Origin of the sequence: Pseudomonas simiae (assembly GCF_900111895.1) — a bacterium.
In the GTDB taxonomy this organism is placed as follows: domain Bacteria; phylum Pseudomonadota; class Gammaproteobacteria; order Pseudomonadales; family Pseudomonadaceae; genus Aquipseudomonas; species Aquipseudomonas simiae.
The window spans coordinates 31,741-50,549 of the sequence record NZ_FOKB01000002.1; the positions used below are offsets into that span (position 1 = coordinate 31,741).

The window sequence follows — 18,809 nt, forward strand, 5'->3', positions numbered from 1 at the left end:
GCCGGGTCACCTGTCCTGGAAACGGTCTGACATTTTTACCCAGCGCGACGGTGGCATGCCGTAGGTGCTGCGAAACTGCCGGGTCATGTGGCTCTGGTCGGTAAAGCCGGCGGTCATCGCCGCGTCCACCAACGATTGGCCCTGGGCCAGCAGGCTGCGCACCAGATCCAACCGACGCATGGTCAGGTAGCGGTAGGGGCTGGTGCCGAACAGCAAGCGAAAATCCCGCGACAAGGCCCAGCGGTCGCGGCCGGCATGGTTGGCCATTTCATCCAGGGTGATGCTGCGGCCCAGGGCGCTGTGGATAAATTCCCGCGCGCGCTCGGCGGCCACATAGTCGAAGGTCTTGCGGCTGATGATGGCGCCCGACACGTTGCTGAGCGCGTGGGCCAGGTCGAACAGGGCGTCCTGTTCCTGCAACGGGTCGATGGGGTTTTCGAGGTTCTGCAGCAGCACTTCGCTGGTGCGGAACAGCCTCGGATCCGTGGATAAACCGTTAGGGATGAACGGCAACGGCTTGCCGCCGAGAATCTGCTGGATCAGCGACGGCTCGACATAAATCATCCGGTACTTGAACCCTTCGTCGCTGCCCGCATGACCGTCGTGGGTCTCATCGGGGTGCAGGACCATGGTGGTGCCGGGCAGGCTGTGGACCATGTCGCCGCGGTAGTGAAAACTCTGCACACCCATCAGCGTCCGCCCAATGGCATAGGTGTCATGGCGATGCGGGTCGAAGGCGAAGCCGGCAAAATAGGCCTCGATACGGTCCAGGCCGCTGGCATGTGGGGCGCGGTGCAGCCAGTCGAGGATGGCAGTGGGTTTGCCCATGGTGGCGTGTCACAAAAAAGAGAGGGAAGTACGTTAACCCAGTCTGGCTCGGATTGTCTGCCGAGGTCTTGTACGATTGTGCAGGGTGTGGGCGAGGCCTATGATTGCTGTTCGTGCCTTGCACTGATGGAGCGGCCTCTCATGGATTTTTCCAACCCCGCCTACCTGGCGCCCCTGGTTTCGCTGGCCCTGCTGTGGACGGTGGCAGTGGTGACGCCCGGCCCCAACTTTTTCAACACGGCGCAATTGGCCGCCAGTTGTTCGCGCCGCCATGGCGTGGTGGCATCGGCCGGCGTGGCGACGGGTACCATCCTGTGGGGACTGGCCGGAGGCCTGGGGATCAAGTCCTTGTTTACCGCTGCGCCGATGCTGTACCTGGCGTTCAAGATCATGGGTGGCTGCTACTTGATCTACCTCGGGTTGAAGCTGTTCAAGCGCTCGGCACCGGCCATGGGCCAGGGCATGCTGTCGGCTGAGGCACGGCGCTCGTTGTTTTCCGCATGGCGACTGGGCCTGCTGGGCAACTTGTCCAACCCCAAGGCGGCGCTGTTTGTGGCCACCATCTTCGCGTCCACCATGCCGCCGTCTCCCTCGCCGATGCTGCTGACCCTGGCGGTAATCACCATGGCCACCTTGTCGTTCAGCTGGTATTCGTGTGTGGCCCTGGTGTTTTCCAGTCAGCGCATGGCCGACCTTTACAGCCGTTCACGCAAATGGCTCGACCGCTTTGCCGGGGGCTGCTACCTGTTGTTCGGTGCACATCTGGTAGCGAATCGCTGACCACACGTGGTAAGAAGCCTTACTTTCAACAGTGAGGCCGGTTCATGAGCAAGGTGCGGGTAGGTATTATTTTTGGTGGCCGGTCGGCCGAGCATGAAGTCTCGTTGCAGTCGGCGCGCAACATTGTTGATGCGCTGGATCGCTCCCGTTTCGAGCCGGTGCTGATCGGCATCGACAAGGCCGGCCACTGGCACCTCAACGACACATCGAATTTCCTGCTCAACCAGGAAAACCCGGCCCTGATCGCCCTCAACCAGTCCAACCGCGAGCTGGCGGTCGTGCCCGGCAAGGCCAACCAGCAACTGGTGGAAACTTCGGGCACGGGCCTGCTGGAGCATGTGGATGTGATCTTCCCCATTGTCCACGGCACCCTCGGCGAAGACGGTTGCCTGCAAGGCCTGTTGCGCATGGCGGACTTGCCTTTCGTCGGCTCCGACGTGCTCGGCTCGGCCGTGTGCATGGACAAGGACATCAGCAAGCGCTTGCTGCGCGATGCTGGCATTGCGGTCACCCCGTTCATCACCCTGACCCGTAGCAACGCGGCACGTACGTCGTTTGAGGCTGCGGTGAACAAGCTCGGCCTGCCGATGTTCGTTAAACCCGCGAACCAGGGTTCCTCGGTAGGCGTGAGTAAAGTCGGCGATGAAGCCGAGTACCACGCGGCCGTCGAACTGGCCCTGGGTTTTGATGAAAAGGTGTTGGTTGAATCCGCCGTAAAAGGTCGTGAAATCGAATGCGCCGTGCTCGGCAATGAAAACCCCATCGCCAGTGGTTGTGGGGAGATCGTGGTGAGCAGCGGTTTCTATTCCTACGACAGCAAGTACATTGACGACCAGGCTGCCCAGGTGGTGGTGCCGGCCGATATCAGCCAGGAAGCCAGCGAGCGCATTCGCGGGTTGGCCATCGAGGCGTTCGAGGTGCTGGGCTGTTCCGGTCTGGCACGGGTCGACGTGTTCCTAACCGACGACGGTGAAGTGCTGATCAACGAAATCAACTCACTGCCCGGCTTCACCCGCATCAGCATGTACCCCAAGTTGTGGCAGGCGGCGGGCATGAGCTACAGCGAGCTGGTGAGCCGGTTGATCGAGCTGGCATTGGAGCGGCATGCGGGGCGTAAGGGGTTGAAGATCAGTCGGTGAGACGAGCAATCCACGAATAGATCAACGTCTTCTGTTCCTCCGGGTTATGCGTCCTTCGGCGATAGCTGGCAAAGGTGGGAGAGGTGCAGTAAGTGCACACCTTACTCACCTCGATCTGCTCCCGCCGGATGCCGGCTGCTTGCAGCAACATCACCCCATAGCCACTCAAATCTAACCACGCACTTCCCGCTTGCCTGGCGTGGGGTGGTGCAATTTCAGGTGGCAGCAACGGCGCGGGCTGCGCGGCGCTCCACGGCGCTCGCCCGTTCAACCACAAGTGCCCCTGATCCGCCTGGAACTGTGTGATAAACCCCTCGCTCACCTCATAGCAGCATGGCTTGATCGACGGTCCGATCGCCACCCGCAACTGGTCGACGGCAATGCCTTCATCAGCAAAACGCTGCACGGCGTTAGCTACAATCCCGCCTTGCAAGCCTTTCCACCCGCCATGGACGGCCGCTACCTTCTCGCCGTTTGTGGCGGCGATGAGAATGGGCAGGCAATCGGCCGTGATCACCGCGATGGGGTGGGGCTCGCCGGTATATACCCCATCCGCCTCCACCGTATTGGGCACCGCGCCGGCTTGCCATTCAATCACTGAGGCGCTGTGCATTTGCTTGCAGATGAACACCGCTTCCGGGCGCAGCGGATCATCGATCGAACAAAAACCGTGGTCGATGCCGGGGATGGCGCCTAGGTTGTCTGCTTGCTGCACGGGCGTTTCTCCGTTGAATGATTAATCAGTCGCCGACCGCTTCGCCTTCACGCCGAGGGTCGGCGCCGCCGCTCAGCGACACCTTGCCCTGGGCATCCCGGGTGAGGACGATGGCCTGGATGCCGCTGGTCATATCGATCTCGCTCAGCGCATGGCCTTTGTCCTTGAGGGCCTGTTTCAGCGCGGGGCTGAACAGGCCGCTTTCCAGTTCGGTCGCGCCATTGCGGCTGCCGAAGTTGGGCAAGCTGATGGCGGCTTGCGGATCGAGTTTCCAGTCGAGCATCGCCACCAGGGACTTGCTCACGTACTCGATGATTTGTGAGCCACCGGGGGAGCCGACCGTGGCCAGTAACTCGCCGCTCTTGCGGTCGAACACCAGGGTCGGCGCCATGGCCGAACGCGGGCGTTTACCCGGCTCGACGCGGTTGGCCACGGGCTGGCCGTTTTCCTCGGGGATAAACGAAAAGTCGGTCATCTGGTTGTTGAGCAGGAAGCCCTGGACCATGACATGGGCGCCAAACGCCGCTTCCACCGTGGTGGTCATCGACACGGCGCCGCCGAGGTCATCCACCGCCACCACTTGCGATGTGGAAATGCGCAGCGGCGATCGATCCGGTGCGTAGGCCACCTGGATGCCCGCCGGCACGCCCGGCTTGGCGATGCCCATGCTGCGCGCGCCGATCAGGGCGGCACGTTTTGCCAGGTAATCCGGCGCGACAAGGCCCGCCACCGGCACCGGGACGAAGTCCGCGTCGGCGACGTAGAGGCCACGATCGGCAAAGGCCAGGCGTCCGGCTTCGGCCAACAGGTGCACGGCTTCGGGGGTTGGCTCGAGGCCAGCGGGCGACGGGCTTTTCAGCGGTTGCATCGCTGCGATGGCCAGGGCAGGATCGCGGGCTTCCAGCGCCTGCAAGGTGCCGAGGATTTGTGCGATGGCGACGCCGCCCGAGGATGGCGGCGGCATGCCGCAGACTTTCCATTGTTTGTAATCAGTGCACAGCGGCGTGCGTTCCTTGGCGGTGTAGCCCTTGAGGTCCGCCTGGGACAGGCTGCCGGCGTTGCGATGGCCCTGCACCTTGCGTGCGATCTCATCGGCAATCGGCCCTTGGTACAGCGCATCCGGCCCTTCCTTGGCGATGCGTTTGAACACATCGGCCAGCGCCGGGTTTTTCAACAGGGTACCGGTGGCTTTGGGTGTGCCATCGGCGTTCAGGAAGTACGCCGCCATGTCCGGCGATTGCGCGATATAGCGGTCGGCCGCGATCAGGCTGTGCAGGCGTGGAGAAATGGCAAAACCCTGTTCCGCCAACCGGATCGCCGGCTCGAACAGCTCGGCCCATTGCAGATGACCGGTCTTCTTGTGCGCCATTTCGAGCGCACGCAATACCCCAGGGGTGCCGACCGAGCGTCCGCCGATCTGCGCTTCCGGAAATGCCATCGGCTTGCCGTCAGCCCTCAGGAACAACTGCTGCGTCGCCCCGGCCGGAGCGGTTTCTCGGCCGTCATAGGCGTGCACCTTTTTCCCGTCCCAGAGCATGATGAACGCGCCACCGCCGATGCCGGAAGACTGCGGCTCCACCAGGGTCAACACCGCCTGCATCGCAATCGCCGCATCGATCGCCGAACCGCCCTTGCGCAGCATTTCGCGCCCGGCCTCGGCCGCCAGCGGGTTGGCGGCCGCTGCCATATGACGCTTGGCCTGTTGGGTGGTGAGGTCGGTGCGATAGCCTGAACCCAGCTCCGGTGCCGGTGGCGGTTCGTTGACAGAGGTGTTGCATGCAGCCAGGGCAAGGGCTGCGGCAATCACCGACAGTTGACGGCGGGAAATCGAAAACACGCGCTGAACTCCGTTCATTTTGAGAATGATCTGTTGTCCTTGGGGCACTGCTTTTTACAGGTAAATCGTACCTTGCAGGTAGAGCACGGCATGGCCGGAAATGATCACGCGGTCACCCTTGAGTTCGCAGCGCAGCTGGCCGCGGCGCGTTCCGCCTTGCTCCGCTGTCATGCTCGACTTGCCCAAGCGTTCGGCCCAGAACGGCGCCAGTGACGTATGGGCCGAGCCGGTGACCGGGTCTTCATTCACGCCCACGTTGGGCCCGAACCAGCGGGAGATAAAATCGAACCGTGCGCTTTTGGCGGTCACTGCAATCCCGCGTTTCGGCAAACCCTTGAGGTGGGCGAAATCCGGTTTCAGTGCGGCGACTTGCGCTTCGTCTTCCAGCAACACGATGTAGTCATCGGTGCTGAACACTTCGGCCTGTTCAATGCCCAGCGCGCTCAACATTCCATCGGGTGGCTCACAAGGCTGGGGTTGCTTGGCCGGGAAGTCCATTGCCAACTCGTCACCGTTACGCGTGACCCGCAGTTCGCCACTGCGTGTCGCAAAGCGCAACACTTCAGGCGCATCCCCCAGCAGGTGAATCAACACCCAGGCCGCCGCAAGTGTGGCGTGGCCGCACAGGTCCACTTCGACCTCCGGGGTAAACCAGCGCAACTCGTAGAACTCGCCACGGGGTACGAAGTAGGCGGTTTCGGAGAGGTTGTTTTCCGCTGCGATGTTTTGCAGTTGCTCATCGCTGAGCCACTCGGTCAGCGGGCACACCGCAGCCGGGTTGCCGCCAAAGACCGATTGACTGAAAGCGTCGACTTGAAAGATATCCAGTTTCATCGAAAGCACTCCGTGTAGGGATGGAGCCGGACACTAACAGTGGGTCAAGCGAGCGTCAAAATACAGTTGAGTGGTTTTTTCGTGCGCATGCAGTCGCCGTTGTGGAAAGGCCCGTGGTGGAACCAAACAGAGCGGATGCCCACTAGACAGCTGTGATGAATTTTGTTTGGGAGTATTGCCATGCGCACGGAATTGAAAGCTCTTTTCAAGTTACAGAATGATCTGGTGGAACGCTTGAAGAGGCCGGGCCAGGAACTGTCTCCGCCAGTGTTGCTGCACTATCAACCCTTGCACCCGACCTCAATGCAGTTCGATGTTTCCCTCAACGATGGCAAGGTACAGGCTGATACGACACTGACTGGCCGTGATATCGCCCACCACCTCAACCAGCCCAATAAACACTATGTGGCTGATGGTCCTTCGACAGCAGGTACGCATACGTTGCGGATGAAGGACGAGCGCCAGCATGTGTTTCACATCCATTCCACACCGGCGGTCGCGGCGGTGTTCAAAAGCAGCCTTCCGGATGCAACCGGCGACGTTGTCGAGAGTCCGGGGCGCGCGCATCTGGGCAGCGTCAGCGCGGTTCAAACGACGGTGGATGGCCAGCAATTTCGCCTGGACGGCGATCGACTGTTTCGCTTTGAACCCCTCACACTGTCGTGGATGCATGACGCAGACGCTCGTGCATTCAGCCGTATTGGCCTGACGAACGAGGGGCAGTTGCTAAAGACCCCCAAGGGCGTTGCCGACAGCAGTGCGCATGGCCGCACTACGGTGCAGCTGAACCAGGCCCGGGAGGCTTCTTTGGTGCATGTCCAGGGCGGGAGTGTGCAGGCCGTGCAGCCGGTGGATGAGCTGGGAGCGCCCGTGCAGCTCGCCCGTATCGGGTTGTCGGGAAACGCGCTGTATGGCGCGACCACGGACGGAGAATTGGTCCAAGCAGACCTGCGCATAGCGCGAGATCAACAGTTGCCGATGGTCCGTCAACCGCTTGAATCGCTGGAGCGGGCGTTGAAGGGAGCCGTCAGTGTCGAAGGCTTCTTTCATGATGATGCGGGGCAACTCAATGCTCAGGTTCGCGACGCACGTCAGCAATTGCACAGCGTGCCCCTGGGGGACGCGAATACCCTACGTCCGCAATGGAACCTTAGCGACGTGCTGGTCAAGGGCATCGAGAAAGGCCTGCCGCTGCCCAGCCAACACGCACTGGCGGCGGCGGTCGATCTGGGACAGCGGGGCAAGGTTGCCTTGGATGCGGGCAACCTGTTGACCTGGGACGCGGCGGCGCAACGTTGGCAAGACACCGTTCAGCCCGGTGTCGAGCATCTGGAGCGTGGGTTGGATGGTCGTGCCTATGTGCTGCAAGAAGGGCAACTGAAGGCCGTGGCCATCAGCCAAGTGCGCGATCCGCTGATGGAGGGTGCCAGCCATGACTTGGCCGCTCTTCCTGCGCCGCGCCCGCAAGTGTCCCTTGACGAAGTGCTCGCAGGGGATAGTCAGCGGCGCATTACCGGATTCGCTGTCGCTGACGGCCGCAATTTTGTCACCGTCGACCAGACCAACCAGCTTCAGGTCCATCACGATGGGGACGCCCAGCCGTTACACGCGTCACCCGCGATTGACATCAAAACACTGGCCCTGGATCACGTGGGCAATCTTTATGCACATACCCAGGGCGGAGAACTGTTCAGGTTGAATCGCGAAGCCTGGCAGGGTACTACCGCGGGCGTGCAGCACTGGAGCAGCGTTGAACTTCCGGGTCGCCAACCGTTGGAGTCCTTGCGGATGGACGCTGATAAGCACTTGATTGGGGGGTGGAACAAGCAGCTCTACCGACTGGATAATGCCAGCGCCTCAGCACTGGAGTGGGGCCCGATGCAATCGACGACCCCGGCGCCATCGTTAGCCGACACGTTGGCCAGTACGCAACTGCGCGCGCAGTTTCCCGGCGGGGCATTGTCAGTCGGCAGCAATGTCATGGGGCAAACCCGTGAGGGGGTGCCGCTCAAGCGTCAATATTCTCAAGGGATCAGCGCACACTTTCATCCCCTGGAGGCTCTCAGCCAAAAAGCCAAAGGTGTTCAGCAGCACTTCAATGGCCGCAAGGGGTTGGAGGGCATCTACGCTGACGATCGGCGACTGCACCAGCAACTCACTCCTCTCGCGCAGAGCAGGCCGGTTTCGGCTGAATTGGATCTGCGGCTCACCGCGTTGAGCGAACCAGGACCGCGACAGGCCCTGGCCGGGCAGATTCGCCAGGCGCTGACGCAGGTGGAGGAGAGTAGCCAGTCAAGCGCACGCCGCTTGGGCGACGCTCACGGTGTAACGTTCGACCCCAGGCCCACATTGAACAGGGCGGAAATCAACCCTGGCTCGACGCTGCATCAGCTCTATGAAGCGTTTAAGAGAGTCTCTCCCTCGTCGGAAAAAACGACCGCCGCGTTGTTGGCCAACTTTGAGGGGCAGGGCGTGACGCTTCCCACGGCCAAGCCCGGGGGCAAGCGGGACCTCGATCACCCCTCGGCATTGATCGAAGGCGATCTGATCCATCATGCGAGTACGCTCAAGCAATTGGCGGACCTGGTACAGGCGCTCGACGCTACATCAGGCCATAGCCCAAGCGCCTTGGCACGCTTGGAAAAGTCTCTTGCGGATGTCATGCAAGCGTTCCAGGACAGCCCTGTGCACACATTGGCCAGCCAAGGTATCGCCAGTTATGCGCAGGCCGAATCCTTGTATGGCAACTTCAAGCTGTTGGCCAAGGACCTTGGCACACCCGGCTCTGCGCTTCACTGGCATCTTTCGGGGCTCTTGGGATTGCCCAAGGATGCCTCCATCAAAGACGCGATGACGCAGCAAGTACAGCAACTGAGCAGTGGCCAGACCCTTTCCCCGAGCCGAACCCAAGGCAAAAGCCTGGGGTTGATGGTGACGGGGATAAAGCCAATTGCCCCCGTAGAGTTTTTCCTGGGCGTCTCCAAGTCTCATACCCATGGGGTAAGTATCAGCCGTACCGACAAAGGCGCTCGGGTTGAAATCAGTTCGGACGACATGCGGCGACTGGCGGGTTCGGTGGGCTCGGGCGTGACCTTAGGCAAAGGATCGGGCGCAGTAGGGCCGGGCTTGAGGGTTGCAGCGGAACTGACGGCCGCAGTTGCAAAAAACCAGGGGGCAAGCATCGCCTTCGACGTCAAAGAGGCGGACTTTGGCAAGATGATGTCGATCCTTACCGGTGAGACAGGTAGCGTCTATGATCTGCTGGCTTTGGGGGAGGAGCATGCGGCAGGTAAGAGTTCGAAGGTCAGTGGTGACGTCAATGTGGACGCACTTGCGCAATTGCGCTTGATGTACAGCCCGCAGGAAGACATCGCAGAGCTGGACTCGGTTATACGTGCTGGCGTTGGCGGGGTGGCAAACCTCAATCTTTTCCATACCGATAAGAGTCAGTCCGCCACACGCACTGCAACCGGCACCCGTCACAATGCGGCAACCAGCGCACAGTTCCTCCGGCAAGGAGGCGTGGGGGCCAATATCGCGCCCCTCAATGCGTTAGCGTTGGTCAGCGCCGAAAGCGGTGGGCCCAGCGCGGCGGTGTTTGCATTGCCGGAACTGTCGGTCATGGTCAAGTTTGATCGCGGCGAATCGCAGGCCTTCAGTTTTTCTTTCAAGCATCCGCAACCGGTGACTCAGTCTCAGGTTGATGACCTGAAGCGCAGTGTGTCGCTTTACTCACCGACGTTCAGGCAGGATCTGGCTGCGATCGAGCTGTCGGGGAATACGGTGGATCAGCAGCTAGCCTCGGTGCAACGGTTTCTCGCGACGCACCCGCCGATAGCGACGAAGCCGGATGCTTACCATGCCATCAGCCAGTCATTGAATGGGTTGATGGTCCAGCAGGACCTGGTGAAACAGGGTCTTCGCCAACTGGCGTCAGTGGAGTCTTCTGTCACCCGCGTGGGGTTAAGGGACGATGGCCGTCATACCTGGCTGGATGATGTGGCGCCGGCCAACAAAGCGGCGATCGAGCAGTGGTTGAGGGATGACCCACAATTTGCCCAGGTGCTCGATCAGTTGCAGCATGGCGAGGGCACTTCGGTGACGCTTGGCATGGAGCTCAAACCAGAGATCCTGCGAGCGATAGAGCGCAGTCACCTTGCCGGTGAAAGTTCTGAGCCGCTGATCAGGCGCGCACTGAGCGATCGCACCAATCTGCGGGTCAAACACATGAGTCTGAGCTATACCGCCACCCAGTCCCATGGCATGTCGATACCCGCGATGACGAATCTCAGTTTTTCCAGCAGTGCGGGCCTGAGTCATACCCAGAAGCGCGTCAATGCAGACCTTGAATATGGTCTGGACGCCGATAAGCCCTTGCGGATGAACCTGAACGACACGCTGGGCAGCCGGCCGGGCAATGATCTGACGATTGACCTGGGAGACCTGCGTGTGAGGACACCAAGCCTGGCAAGGCGCTGAACTTATTCCTGACATGCGGGGGTATCGAATGTGGGGTGCTGCGCTAGCAGGCGGCACCACTGCATTCGAAACCAGGGTGTGAAGGGGACTGCCGGATCTGAAAGTTGGGCTGATACTTGCGCGCGGGTCAGCCACGCGACCTCACTGACTTCCTCCGTGGTCGGGGAGACCACCGCGTCAGATTGAGCAATCAATACATGACAAAGTTCGTGTTCTGCCCCGATCGAACCAAAGTGCGCATGGTATTCAAAACTGTACAGCGAGCGGCAGGAGGCAGAGATACCCAGTTCTTCGCGCAGACGGCGTGACGCCGCATCCGGAACAGTCTCGCCAGGTGCCGGATGGCTGCAGCAAGCATTCGACCAGAAACCGGGCCACAGCATTTTACCTGCTGCGCGACGTTGAATCAGATGGCGCCCGGCGCTGTCGATCAGGTGTACCGAAAAGGCGCGATGCAGCCGTCCCGTTCCCAGGTGTGCGTCGCGTTTGTCACACACACCGATCTGAATATCGTGTGCATCGACTAAAATCACTTTGTCGTTCATCGGGTGTCCTCTTTCGTGCAGATGCGGTCGCTTACCCACGTTCGGGCACTTGTCCCCAGGCGCTGATAAACGTCAAAGCGGCCTCGGTGAACGTCGGGGAGGCGCGCAGTTTGACCATGGCATCAAGGTCGTTCTGAGAAAGTAGGCCGCGCTTGAGCAGTGCCGGCCCGGCGTGTGCTGTAGTTGTCGCCCAGAAGGCATCAGCCGGGCTGTCGTCGCCGATTCGGCCTTCCAGGGTGCGATAGCCGATGTTGGAAAGCCCCCGTTCACGTAGCCGGCCTGGAAGGGTATCGGCCCAGAGCATGTCGGATCCAATGGACTGCTCCAGGAGCGTGACGCCGGCCTGGGCGACTTTGCGGAACAACGGGTTGGCTGTTCCAAGGCTGGGTTGCAGACTCACATCTTCGATTACCAGCCAGCCGCCTGGACGGACCCAGGTGGCCAATCGGGTCAGAATGTCTTCGCGTTCGGGAAGGTGGCACAACAAGGCCCGAACGTGCACCACGTCCAAAGACGCCGCAGGAAAATCATCGGTCGCGGCATTGTGAGTGATCACCCGAATGCCGGGTATGTCGGTGAGAAATCGGGGGTCAATGTCGGTGGCGATGACAGTCGCGTCGGAGTATCGCGTGCTCAGCCAGCTTGCGAATGATCCAGCGCCTGCGCCGAGGTCAAGAATGGTCGGCCTTTCCGGGAGAGGCAGCAGGCCAAAGACTGTTCGACTCAACGGGTCAAAGGCACGCTCCAGGGTGCGCAGCCGCATTAGTTGGCCGGCCTGCTGATCACCGAGATAGCTGTTGGTGTAGCCGGGTTCCTCGGCTGGGCCAGTGGTGTTCACAGTGCGACCTCCAGCCGGTCGGGGCAGCGATTGAGGAAGCCGTGTTCGGCGGGCTGGAACCCTGGAGCCCAGCGCACGCCTGGAAAGGTCTGTAGCAGCAGGCGGGCGCCGATCGTGATCTCCATCCGTGCCAGTATCGATCCCAGGCAGAAATGCCGACCCGCTCCGAAGGCAAAATGATTTGTCTCCTGGTGAGGGCGCGACATATTGAAGGTGTCCGGATCGGTGAAGTGGTCTGGATCACGGTTGGCCGAGCCGATCAGGCAGGCGAAGGTCGCGCCGCAAGGAATGGTTCCAGACGGCAGCTCCAACGATTCACGGGCCTCCCTGAGAACGAGCTGCAAGGGAGGATTGCGTCGCAAGGTTTCTGCGAGCGCATTGTCCATCAAGTCTGGATTGGCCATCACCGCCTCCTTGACGCCGGGCTCGTCCAGCAGGTTCACAATGAGATTTGCCAAGGCACCGTGGCTGGTCTCGCTGCCGGCCGTCATCAGGATCGCGCAGTAGGCTCTGACGAACGCCTCGGACAATGGCTGACCGTCAACCCGTGCCGCCAGAAGATGAGAGATCAAATCGTCGGTGGGTACCGTGCGTCGGGCGTCGATATGTGGCTGGATGAAATCGTAGAAACGGTCGCGGTTGGACAATCCACCGGTCAACAGGGTCGGATCCTGTCGATAGTTGCCCATGTAGGTGAAGCCAATGGCACACCACTTTTTCAGCTGCTCTACCTCTTCAGTGGTCTGCGCCGGGAGACCCAGTGCACGGGCCATCACCCGCACGGGCAACGCGCAGGTGAAGTCGGCAATGAGGTCCACCTGGTGACGGCCCTGCATCTGCGCCAGCAGGTCCATGCTCGCCGAAGTGATCGATGCTTCGAGTACTTCGAGGGCCTTGCTGCGGAACGACGGGCTCAATAACGCTCGATGCTGGGCATGCTCACAGCCGTCCATGGCGACAAGGGTGTGCCCCAGCAACGGTCCGATCTGCCAGCTGTAGTTGTTGCTGCTCGCTCCGGGATGGGTCAGCGCTGCTTTGACATCCGCATACCGGCTGACCAGCCACACATCCGTGGGCTCGTCGTAGACGATCGGCAGCGTGGTACGCAAACGCTCATAAAGGGGGTAGGGGTCGATTTCGAATTGCCGGGATTTCAGGGTAGGCGGGGTGAGGTTCAGGTCCACCTGCTGGTTGATCCGACCCGTCGGGTCGTTGGCCTGCAGGTGATACCGGGACACGCTCCTGTGCCAGTCGCCCGCCGCACGGGCAACCTGACGCAGTCGGTCCGGGTCGGTGGCGGCGGATGGTCGTTGGCGGGTGTGCTTGGCGGCGAGCTCGGTGAATGCCGAGACAGCCGCGTTCACCATCTGATGGGCCGCTTCGATCGATGCAGGCCAGTCGGTGCCGGCGCTGTCCGCGAGAATCGACACCAGGTTGAAGCGCTCGCCACACACCACATCTTTGGCAATCGAGTGGATATCGTTTGTCCAGGTGATGATATCGGCAGCGTGCTCCCGCAGCCTGCTCCACCATTCGATATCGGCTGAGTGTTGGTAGGGGTCGAGCGTTTCGGCCGCATCGATGAGATCAAAGAAGAACAGTGCACCGAACGAGTCCCGTCGCAACGGCAGATATTCGGACAGTGTGAGTGCCGCTCCTGTTTCGCGCATGTTTACCAGTGTCGCCTGCGCACGCAGGTGTCTGAGCAAATTCTGTACAAGTCTATGCCGCCAACGCTCGTTACCCCAGTTCCGTGTCCGTGGCCACAGATCATCAATCAGGACACCGAGCATGGGGTCATCAAATCGGCCGATTTCATCCAGCGGATCGGCACCGTCGTTCTCGGTTATTGCCTGCACCGCTGTGACGAAACGCTCCAGTACGCCATTTTCTGCCCAGGGCCCATCATCGATTCGGTCATCGAGTATGAGTGCCCACAGATACCAGCACACCAGGGTTTCGGCTTGCTGCGTGGGCGCCTGCCCGCACAGCGCCATCCCCAGGTCGAGCAGCGCAGTGGTACTTAGCCGGTGTGCCCCTCGGCGACCGATCAGGCCGTATCTTTGCGCCCAGGCGAGCACACGCTCCCTCAACACATCGTGATCAGAGCGCGGTGTCGGGTTGGAGAATGGCAGTTGTATGTCGGGAATGATCAGCGGTGTTGGCGGTGCGACATTCACCTCTGAATTGTTTGTCACAAGACATCCTTGTTTCATATCCAAGCAGCCTCCGCTTGAGGGCAGTTCAGGGCAATGTGGCTGTATTCAGCCATGGGGATCATGCTTGGAAGCGAATGTCTTCGGATGTAGTCGTTATCTGATGTCGATACCGGAAATCACACAGAACGGATACAGAAATGGAGTTTCAGTGCTCGTGGTTAACCCAACTGTCGCCCTGTGGTGAGCATTTCCGGGCCGATGAGCGTGTCGCGCAGGGGAGGGACGTTCAGGACATGGCGCTGTCAGGCTGTTGCCTTGTGAAACGCCAGAAACAAGAAGGCCCGCACGAGGCGGGCTTCTTGAGGTGATTCATAGACTGCTGTAGACGTCTATGGATCGGTACTTGGTGGCTACACAGGGACTTGAACCCCGGACCCCAGCATTATGAATGCTATGCTCTAACCAACTGAGCTATGTAGCCAAGTGGCGCGCATTATTCGCGTAGAACGGCAATGCGTCAAGCATTTATTTTGAATTTTTATCTACGCTTTCAACTGTTTAAGCGAAATCAGCGAATCTGGCGACGAGTGGATCACTCTTCGCCCTGCCGAGTACCCGCGAAACTCGATCGCGTTGAGCAGATATCCCTGCCGCTCAACGCGTGCACTGACGCTACGGGTGTTTCGGGTTGTGCGTGGCGCGTTTGAGCTGTTCGCGGGCCCGTGACAGGCGTGAACGCACGGTGCCGATAGGAATGTCCAACGCGTCGGCTGTGTCCTGATAGCTGCCGTCGGTTTCCAGTGAGGCGTACAGGGTCTTGCGCATTTCCACCGGCAGATGGTCGATAGCGCTCAGGGTTTTTTCCAGGCGACGGTTGACCTCAAATTCCCAATCCAGGTTGCGATTGTCCTCCTGACCATGCCAGAGCGACTCGTCAAACTCGCAATGCACCGGCTTGGCGTACATGCGCCTGAAGTGGTTACGGATAAGGTTTTGCGCGATACCACACATCCACGTGCTGAGCGTCGCATTGCCGCTGAAACGCTCTCGGTTGCGCCAGGCTTCCAGGTACGTCAATTGCAGAAGATCATCTGCATCTTCCGGGTTGAGTACGCGCTTGTGAATGAAGCGCCGAAGTTTTTTTTGCTGTTCGTCTGTCAGGTGAAGCATGAATTGAGGCGAGCTGCCAACGAGGTGCGCTAAAGCTTCAATAGGGATATTCATGATTGTTTCCTTGGTGTAGACGCAGTCGAAAAGGTGTCGACGGGAACCCCTTTAGCACTGGCTATGCCAAGACTGTTTTTTATATAACTGACTGATTTTTATGAATAAATATTTTGTAGTGGAGTGATTTTGCGCAGGACCTTGCATAGATGCCACGGAGGTCTGTGCAAGTCTTTTCAAATTTTTCGTGGCATTCGACTTGATGGAACCGTTTGAGCTGGCCTTGCCACACAGGGAAACACTCTTCCTGTTCAGGTCTGTCCATGAAAGTCGAATCTTCCCCGGATGTGCCAGCCGTCCAGCAGTTGGATCAACCTGCTGTCAGCCAGACCTCCACGCCGGTGCCAGTTCCGGGCTTGGATGAGCTCGCTCACCTGTTCAGCCTGGAAGTGCAAAACAACAGCCAGCCCTTGAGTCAGCGGAAGATGAGCGTGCGCGTGCCTCCGGCCGAACAGCTTGCGCAAATTTATGATCAGTTGGGGCACCCTGCCCAGGCGACCCTTGCGAGCCTTTCGCGCCGCATCCGCTGGCAATTGCTGCAGCATCCCAGTGTCGACAAATTGCTGTCGCTGGCTGGCGGGGACCCCGCGCGTGCATTCGTGGTACTCAAATATGTGGCAACCCAGGCAGACGCTGAAGTGCGCCCATCGGAAGCGGCGTTGGCCCGTGATGCCATCGCCAAGCTGGAGGTCCGCTTCAAAGGGCAGATCCAGGCAGGCCTGAACATTGCTTTGGCGCTGCAGGCGGGCAGTGCCGATCCACAGGAGCGCCAGGCGCTGCGTGCGCTCTACTACGCCAGTGTGGTCACACGCCAATCGTTGTCGACGATGATGCAGGCGCTGCTGGGGGTGTATGGCGGTGAACGGCTTGCCGAAGGGCTCAAGATGATGCGCAAGGCTTTGGCGGACGACATCGCGGCCAAGGTGTCATCACTGCCTACGCCGATGCTGCGTACCCTGTTACTGGGGCTGCAAAGCTGTGGACAGTTGAGCGGCGTGTTGACCGGTTGCAACGCCCTGCTCCAACGCCTGGGTATCGATCATGATGCCGTGGCCCTGCTGCAACGCCTGCTGGGTTACGCCGGTGCAGGTATCGCTGCTGCTGAAATACTGCGACTCGGGAGCGACCTGTTGGGCAGTTCGAGCCCCCAGCAATTGTTGGCCCTCAATGCACTGTATCCGCTGGTCCAGCAACTGCCATTGGCGATATGGCTCGACAGTCGAGTACGCGAAGAAACCCTGCGTGGTTTCCTGGCCGTGATCGGCGAACTGGATCGGGTGACACGTGGCCCTGCGCGTCTTCCTGCTGAGCTGGGGGGCATGGCGTGACTGCGCTTTCGGCCATCAACAGCTTTCTGCTCAAGGTCGCGCAACGCGCAGAAGTGCTGGGCGCCGTGGTGGTGATGGCCATCGTCTTCATCTTTATCGTGCCGCTGCCCACCTGGCTGGTGGACATCCTGATCGCGCTCAATATCTGCATCTCATGCCTGTTGATCGTGTTGGCGTTGTACCTGCCAGGCCCCCTGGCGTTCTCATCGTTTCCGTCAATACTGCTGCTGACCACCATGTTTCGCCTGGCGCTGTCGATTGCCACGACGCGCCTGATCCTGCTGGAGCAGGACGCCGGTCATATCGTCGAGGCCTTTGGTAATTTCGTGGTTGGCGGCAACCTCGCCGTGGGGATGGTGATCTTCCTGATCCTGACCCTGGTCAACTTCCTGGTGATCACCAAAGGCTCGGAGCGGGTGGCCGAAGTGGCCGCGCGTTTCAGCCTGGACGCGATGCCCGGCAAGCAGATGTCCATCGACAGCGACTTGCGTGCCGGCTTGATTGACGGCATGCAAGCGCGGGACAAACGGGAACAATTGTCCCGTGAGAGCCAACTGTTTGGGGCCATGGACGGCGCGATGAAGTTCGTCAAAGGGGATGCCATCGCGGGGTTGATCATCGTTGTGGTCAACCTGTTGGGCGGCTTCTCCACGGGCATGTTCCAGCATGGCCTGAGCGCTTCCGAGTCAATATCGCTGTACTCGGTATTGACCATCGGCGACGGCCTGATCGCACAGATCCCGGCGCTGCTGATCTCCCTCACCGCCGGCATGATCATCACCCGTGTGGCGCCGGACGGACGCAGGGGCGCCAGCAACATGGGCGCCGAAATCGCCCGGCAAATGACCAGCGAACCCAAGAGCTGGATGATCGCCTCGGTGGGCATGCTCGCCTTTGCCGTGGTACCCGGCATGCCGACGGGCGTGTTCATTCTGATTGCGCTGGTTACCGGCAGCCTGGGGTACTACCTGATGCGCCAGCGTCAACGGCAGGAACAGCCCGCTGCTGAAACCGCCGAAGCGGTGCGTCCCGAAGAGAACGGCAGTGAGGATTTGCGTGGGTTTGATCCGTCGAGACCCTATCTGTTGCAATTCTCCCCGGTGATACGAGGGACGCCTGAGGTGGCTGATCTTGTTCACTCGATTCGCCAGGCCCGAAATGCACTGGTCGCCAATATCGGCCTGACGCTGCCACCGTTTGAGGTGGAGCTCGACGACTCACTGGCCGACGATGAAATGCGTTTCTGTGTCCACGAAGTACCGATGGTCAAGGCATCGGTTGTCAGCCATGTGGCGGTTGAGCGTAAGGCGTTGTCGGTTGAGCCGGCGCACGCCATTGCGGGGCTGGTAGAGCGCGATGAACAGGATTGGCTCTGGTTGGCACCGGATGATCCGCTGCTGGATGATCCGCAGTTGGAGCGCTTCACCGCGGCGAGCCTCATCGTCGAGCGCATGAAGCAGGCGATGATGCTCAGCGGGCCGCAGTTCCTGGGGATCCAGGAAAGCAAGTCGATCCTCAGTTGGCTGGAACACAACCAACCGGAACTGGTCCAGGAGCTGCAGCGGATTATGCCGCTGTCGCGGTTTTCGGCGGTCCTGCAACGCCTGGCCAGCGAGGGTGTGCCGTTGCGCGCCGTTCGGCTGATCGTCGAGTCGCTGATCGAGTACGGCCAGCATGAACGTGAGCCGGACGCGCTGGCCGACTACGCGCGCATCGCGCTCAAGGCACAGATCTACCACCAGTACAGCGAAGCCGACGGCCTGCATGCCTGGCTGTTGTCGCCGCAGACTGAAAACATCCTGCGTGAGGCGCTGCGCCAGACTCAGACGGGGGTGTTCTTCGCCCTTGATGACGAACACAGTGCGGTGTTGGTCAGCCTGCTCAATCAAGCCTTTCCCGTACGGCCAAAACTCAAGAGCGTGATGCTGGTCGCACAGGATTTGCGCAGCCCGCTGCGCACGCTGCTGCTGGAGGAGTTCAACCACGTGCCGGTGCTGTCTTTCGCCGAGTTGGGCAGCGCCTCCAAGGTCAAGGTGCTGGGGCGCTTTGACTTGGGCCAGGACGAATTGATGCGCGGTGCGGTGGCATGAAGGTTCGGTTTTG

At 60.4% G+C, this 18,809-nt stretch carries 13 protein-coding genes and 1 tRNA gene; 5 read left to right on the forward strand and 9 right to left on the reverse strand.

What is annotated here, in order from left to right:
* Positions 1-6: 6 nt before the first annotated feature.
* Positions 7-828 carry an AraC family transcriptional regulator gene (locus tag BMZ57_RS06075; protein WP_069673379.1) on the reverse strand — a complete coding sequence of 274 codons (822 nt, stop codon included), beginning with the start codon at positions 826-828 and terminating at the stop codon, positions 7-9.
* A gap of 141 nt (positions 829-969) precedes the next feature.
* Between BMZ57_RS06075 and BMZ57_RS06080 the strand changes: the two genes are divergently transcribed.
* Entirely contained in the window at positions 970-1,608 is a 639-nt protein-coding gene (locus BMZ57_RS06080) for a LysE family transporter (protein WP_069673378.1), read from the forward strand.
* Between the two features lie 44 nt (positions 1,609-1,652).
* Positions 1,653-2,747 carry a D-alanine--D-alanine ligase gene (gene ddlA, locus BMZ57_RS06085; RefSeq protein ID WP_044286601.1) on the forward strand — a complete coding sequence of 365 codons (1,095 nt, stop codon included), beginning with the start codon at positions 1,653-1,655 and terminating at the stop codon, positions 2,745-2,747.
* Here the strand turns inward: ddlA and BMZ57_RS06090 are convergent.
* Genes BMZ57_RS06090 through BMZ57_RS06100 form a run of 3 tightly spaced genes read right to left on the reverse strand, consistent with a single transcriptional unit; the run spans position 2,737 to position 6,133 of the window.
* Positions 2,737-3,462 carry a purine nucleoside phosphorylase YfiH/LACC1 family protein gene (locus tag BMZ57_RS06090; protein ID WP_021491951.1) on the reverse strand — a complete coding sequence of 242 codons (726 nt, stop codon included), beginning with the start codon at positions 3,460-3,462 and terminating at the stop codon, positions 2,737-2,739. The two genes, ddlA and BMZ57_RS06090, sit on opposite strands and share 11 nt — an antisense overlap.
* Before the next feature lie 25 nt (positions 3,463-3,487).
* A complete protein-coding gene (gene ggt, locus BMZ57_RS06095; protein WP_021491950.1) occupies positions 3,488-5,317 on the reverse strand; it encodes a gamma-glutamyltransferase in 1,830 nt (609 codons plus the stop codon).
* A 36-nt stretch (positions 5,318-5,353) separates the two neighbouring features.
* Positions 5,354-6,133, reverse strand: a complete 780-nt coding sequence (locus BMZ57_RS06100) for a PhzF family phenazine biosynthesis protein (protein WP_010213357.1) — start codon at positions 6,131-6,133, stop codon at positions 5,354-5,356.
* Between the two features lie 180 nt (positions 6,134-6,313).
* On the opposite strand from BMZ57_RS06100, the gene BMZ57_RS06105 reads away from it, so the two are divergent.
* A complete protein-coding gene (locus BMZ57_RS06105; RefSeq protein WP_069673377.1) occupies positions 6,314-10,612 on the forward strand; it encodes an AvrE-family type 3 secretion system effector in 4,299 nt (1,432 codons plus the stop codon).
* 2 nt (positions 10,613-10,614) lie between these two features.
* Here the strand turns inward: BMZ57_RS06105 and idi are convergent, their stop codons facing one another.
* The 5 genes from idi to BMZ57_RS06130 all read right to left on the reverse strand — a co-directional run bounded on the left by idi (position 10,615) and on the right by BMZ57_RS06130 (position 15,378).
* Positions 10,615-11,157 carry an isopentenyl-diphosphate Delta-isomerase gene (gene idi, locus BMZ57_RS06110; RefSeq protein ID WP_010213355.1) on the reverse strand — a complete coding sequence of 181 codons (543 nt, stop codon included), beginning with the start codon at positions 11,155-11,157 and terminating at the stop codon, positions 10,615-10,617.
* A 31-nt stretch (positions 11,158-11,188) separates the two neighbouring features.
* Positions 11,189-11,995 (reverse strand): class I SAM-dependent methyltransferase, encoded by an 807-nt coding sequence (locus BMZ57_RS06115; protein ID WP_044286604.1) that lies wholly within the window; start codon positions 11,993-11,995, stop codon positions 11,189-11,191.
* Positions 11,992-14,211 carry a cytochrome P450 gene (locus BMZ57_RS06120; protein ID WP_233094831.1) on the reverse strand — a complete coding sequence of 740 codons (2,220 nt, stop codon included), beginning with the start codon at positions 14,209-14,211 and terminating at the stop codon, positions 11,992-11,994. Before BMZ57_RS06120 ends, BMZ57_RS06115 begins: the two co-directional genes overlap by 4 nt.
* 347 nt (positions 14,212-14,558) lie before the next feature.
* A tRNA-Met gene (locus BMZ57_RS06125) sits at positions 14,559-14,635 on the reverse strand.
* 191 nt (positions 14,636-14,826) lie between these two features.
* Positions 14,827-15,378 carry an RNA polymerase sigma factor gene (locus tag BMZ57_RS06130; RefSeq protein WP_010213349.1) on the reverse strand — a complete coding sequence of 184 codons (552 nt, stop codon included), beginning with the start codon at positions 15,376-15,378 and terminating at the stop codon, positions 14,827-14,829.
* A 263-nt stretch (positions 15,379-15,641) separates the two neighbouring features.
* On the opposite strand from BMZ57_RS06130, the gene sctW reads away from it, so the two are divergent.
* Complete coding sequence (gene sctW, locus BMZ57_RS06135) at positions 15,642-16,706, forward strand: type III secretion system gatekeeper subunit SctW (protein ID WP_010213348.1); 1,065 nt, start codon at positions 15,642-15,644, stop codon at positions 16,704-16,706.
* Positions 16,703-18,796: a type III secretion system export apparatus subunit SctV gene (gene sctV / locus BMZ57_RS06140; RefSeq protein WP_021491945.1), complete on the forward strand. Its 2,094-nt coding sequence runs from the start codon at positions 16,703-16,705 to the stop codon at positions 18,794-18,796. Before sctW ends, sctV begins: the two co-directional genes overlap by 4 nt.
* Positions 18,797-18,809: the final 13 nt, after the last annotated feature.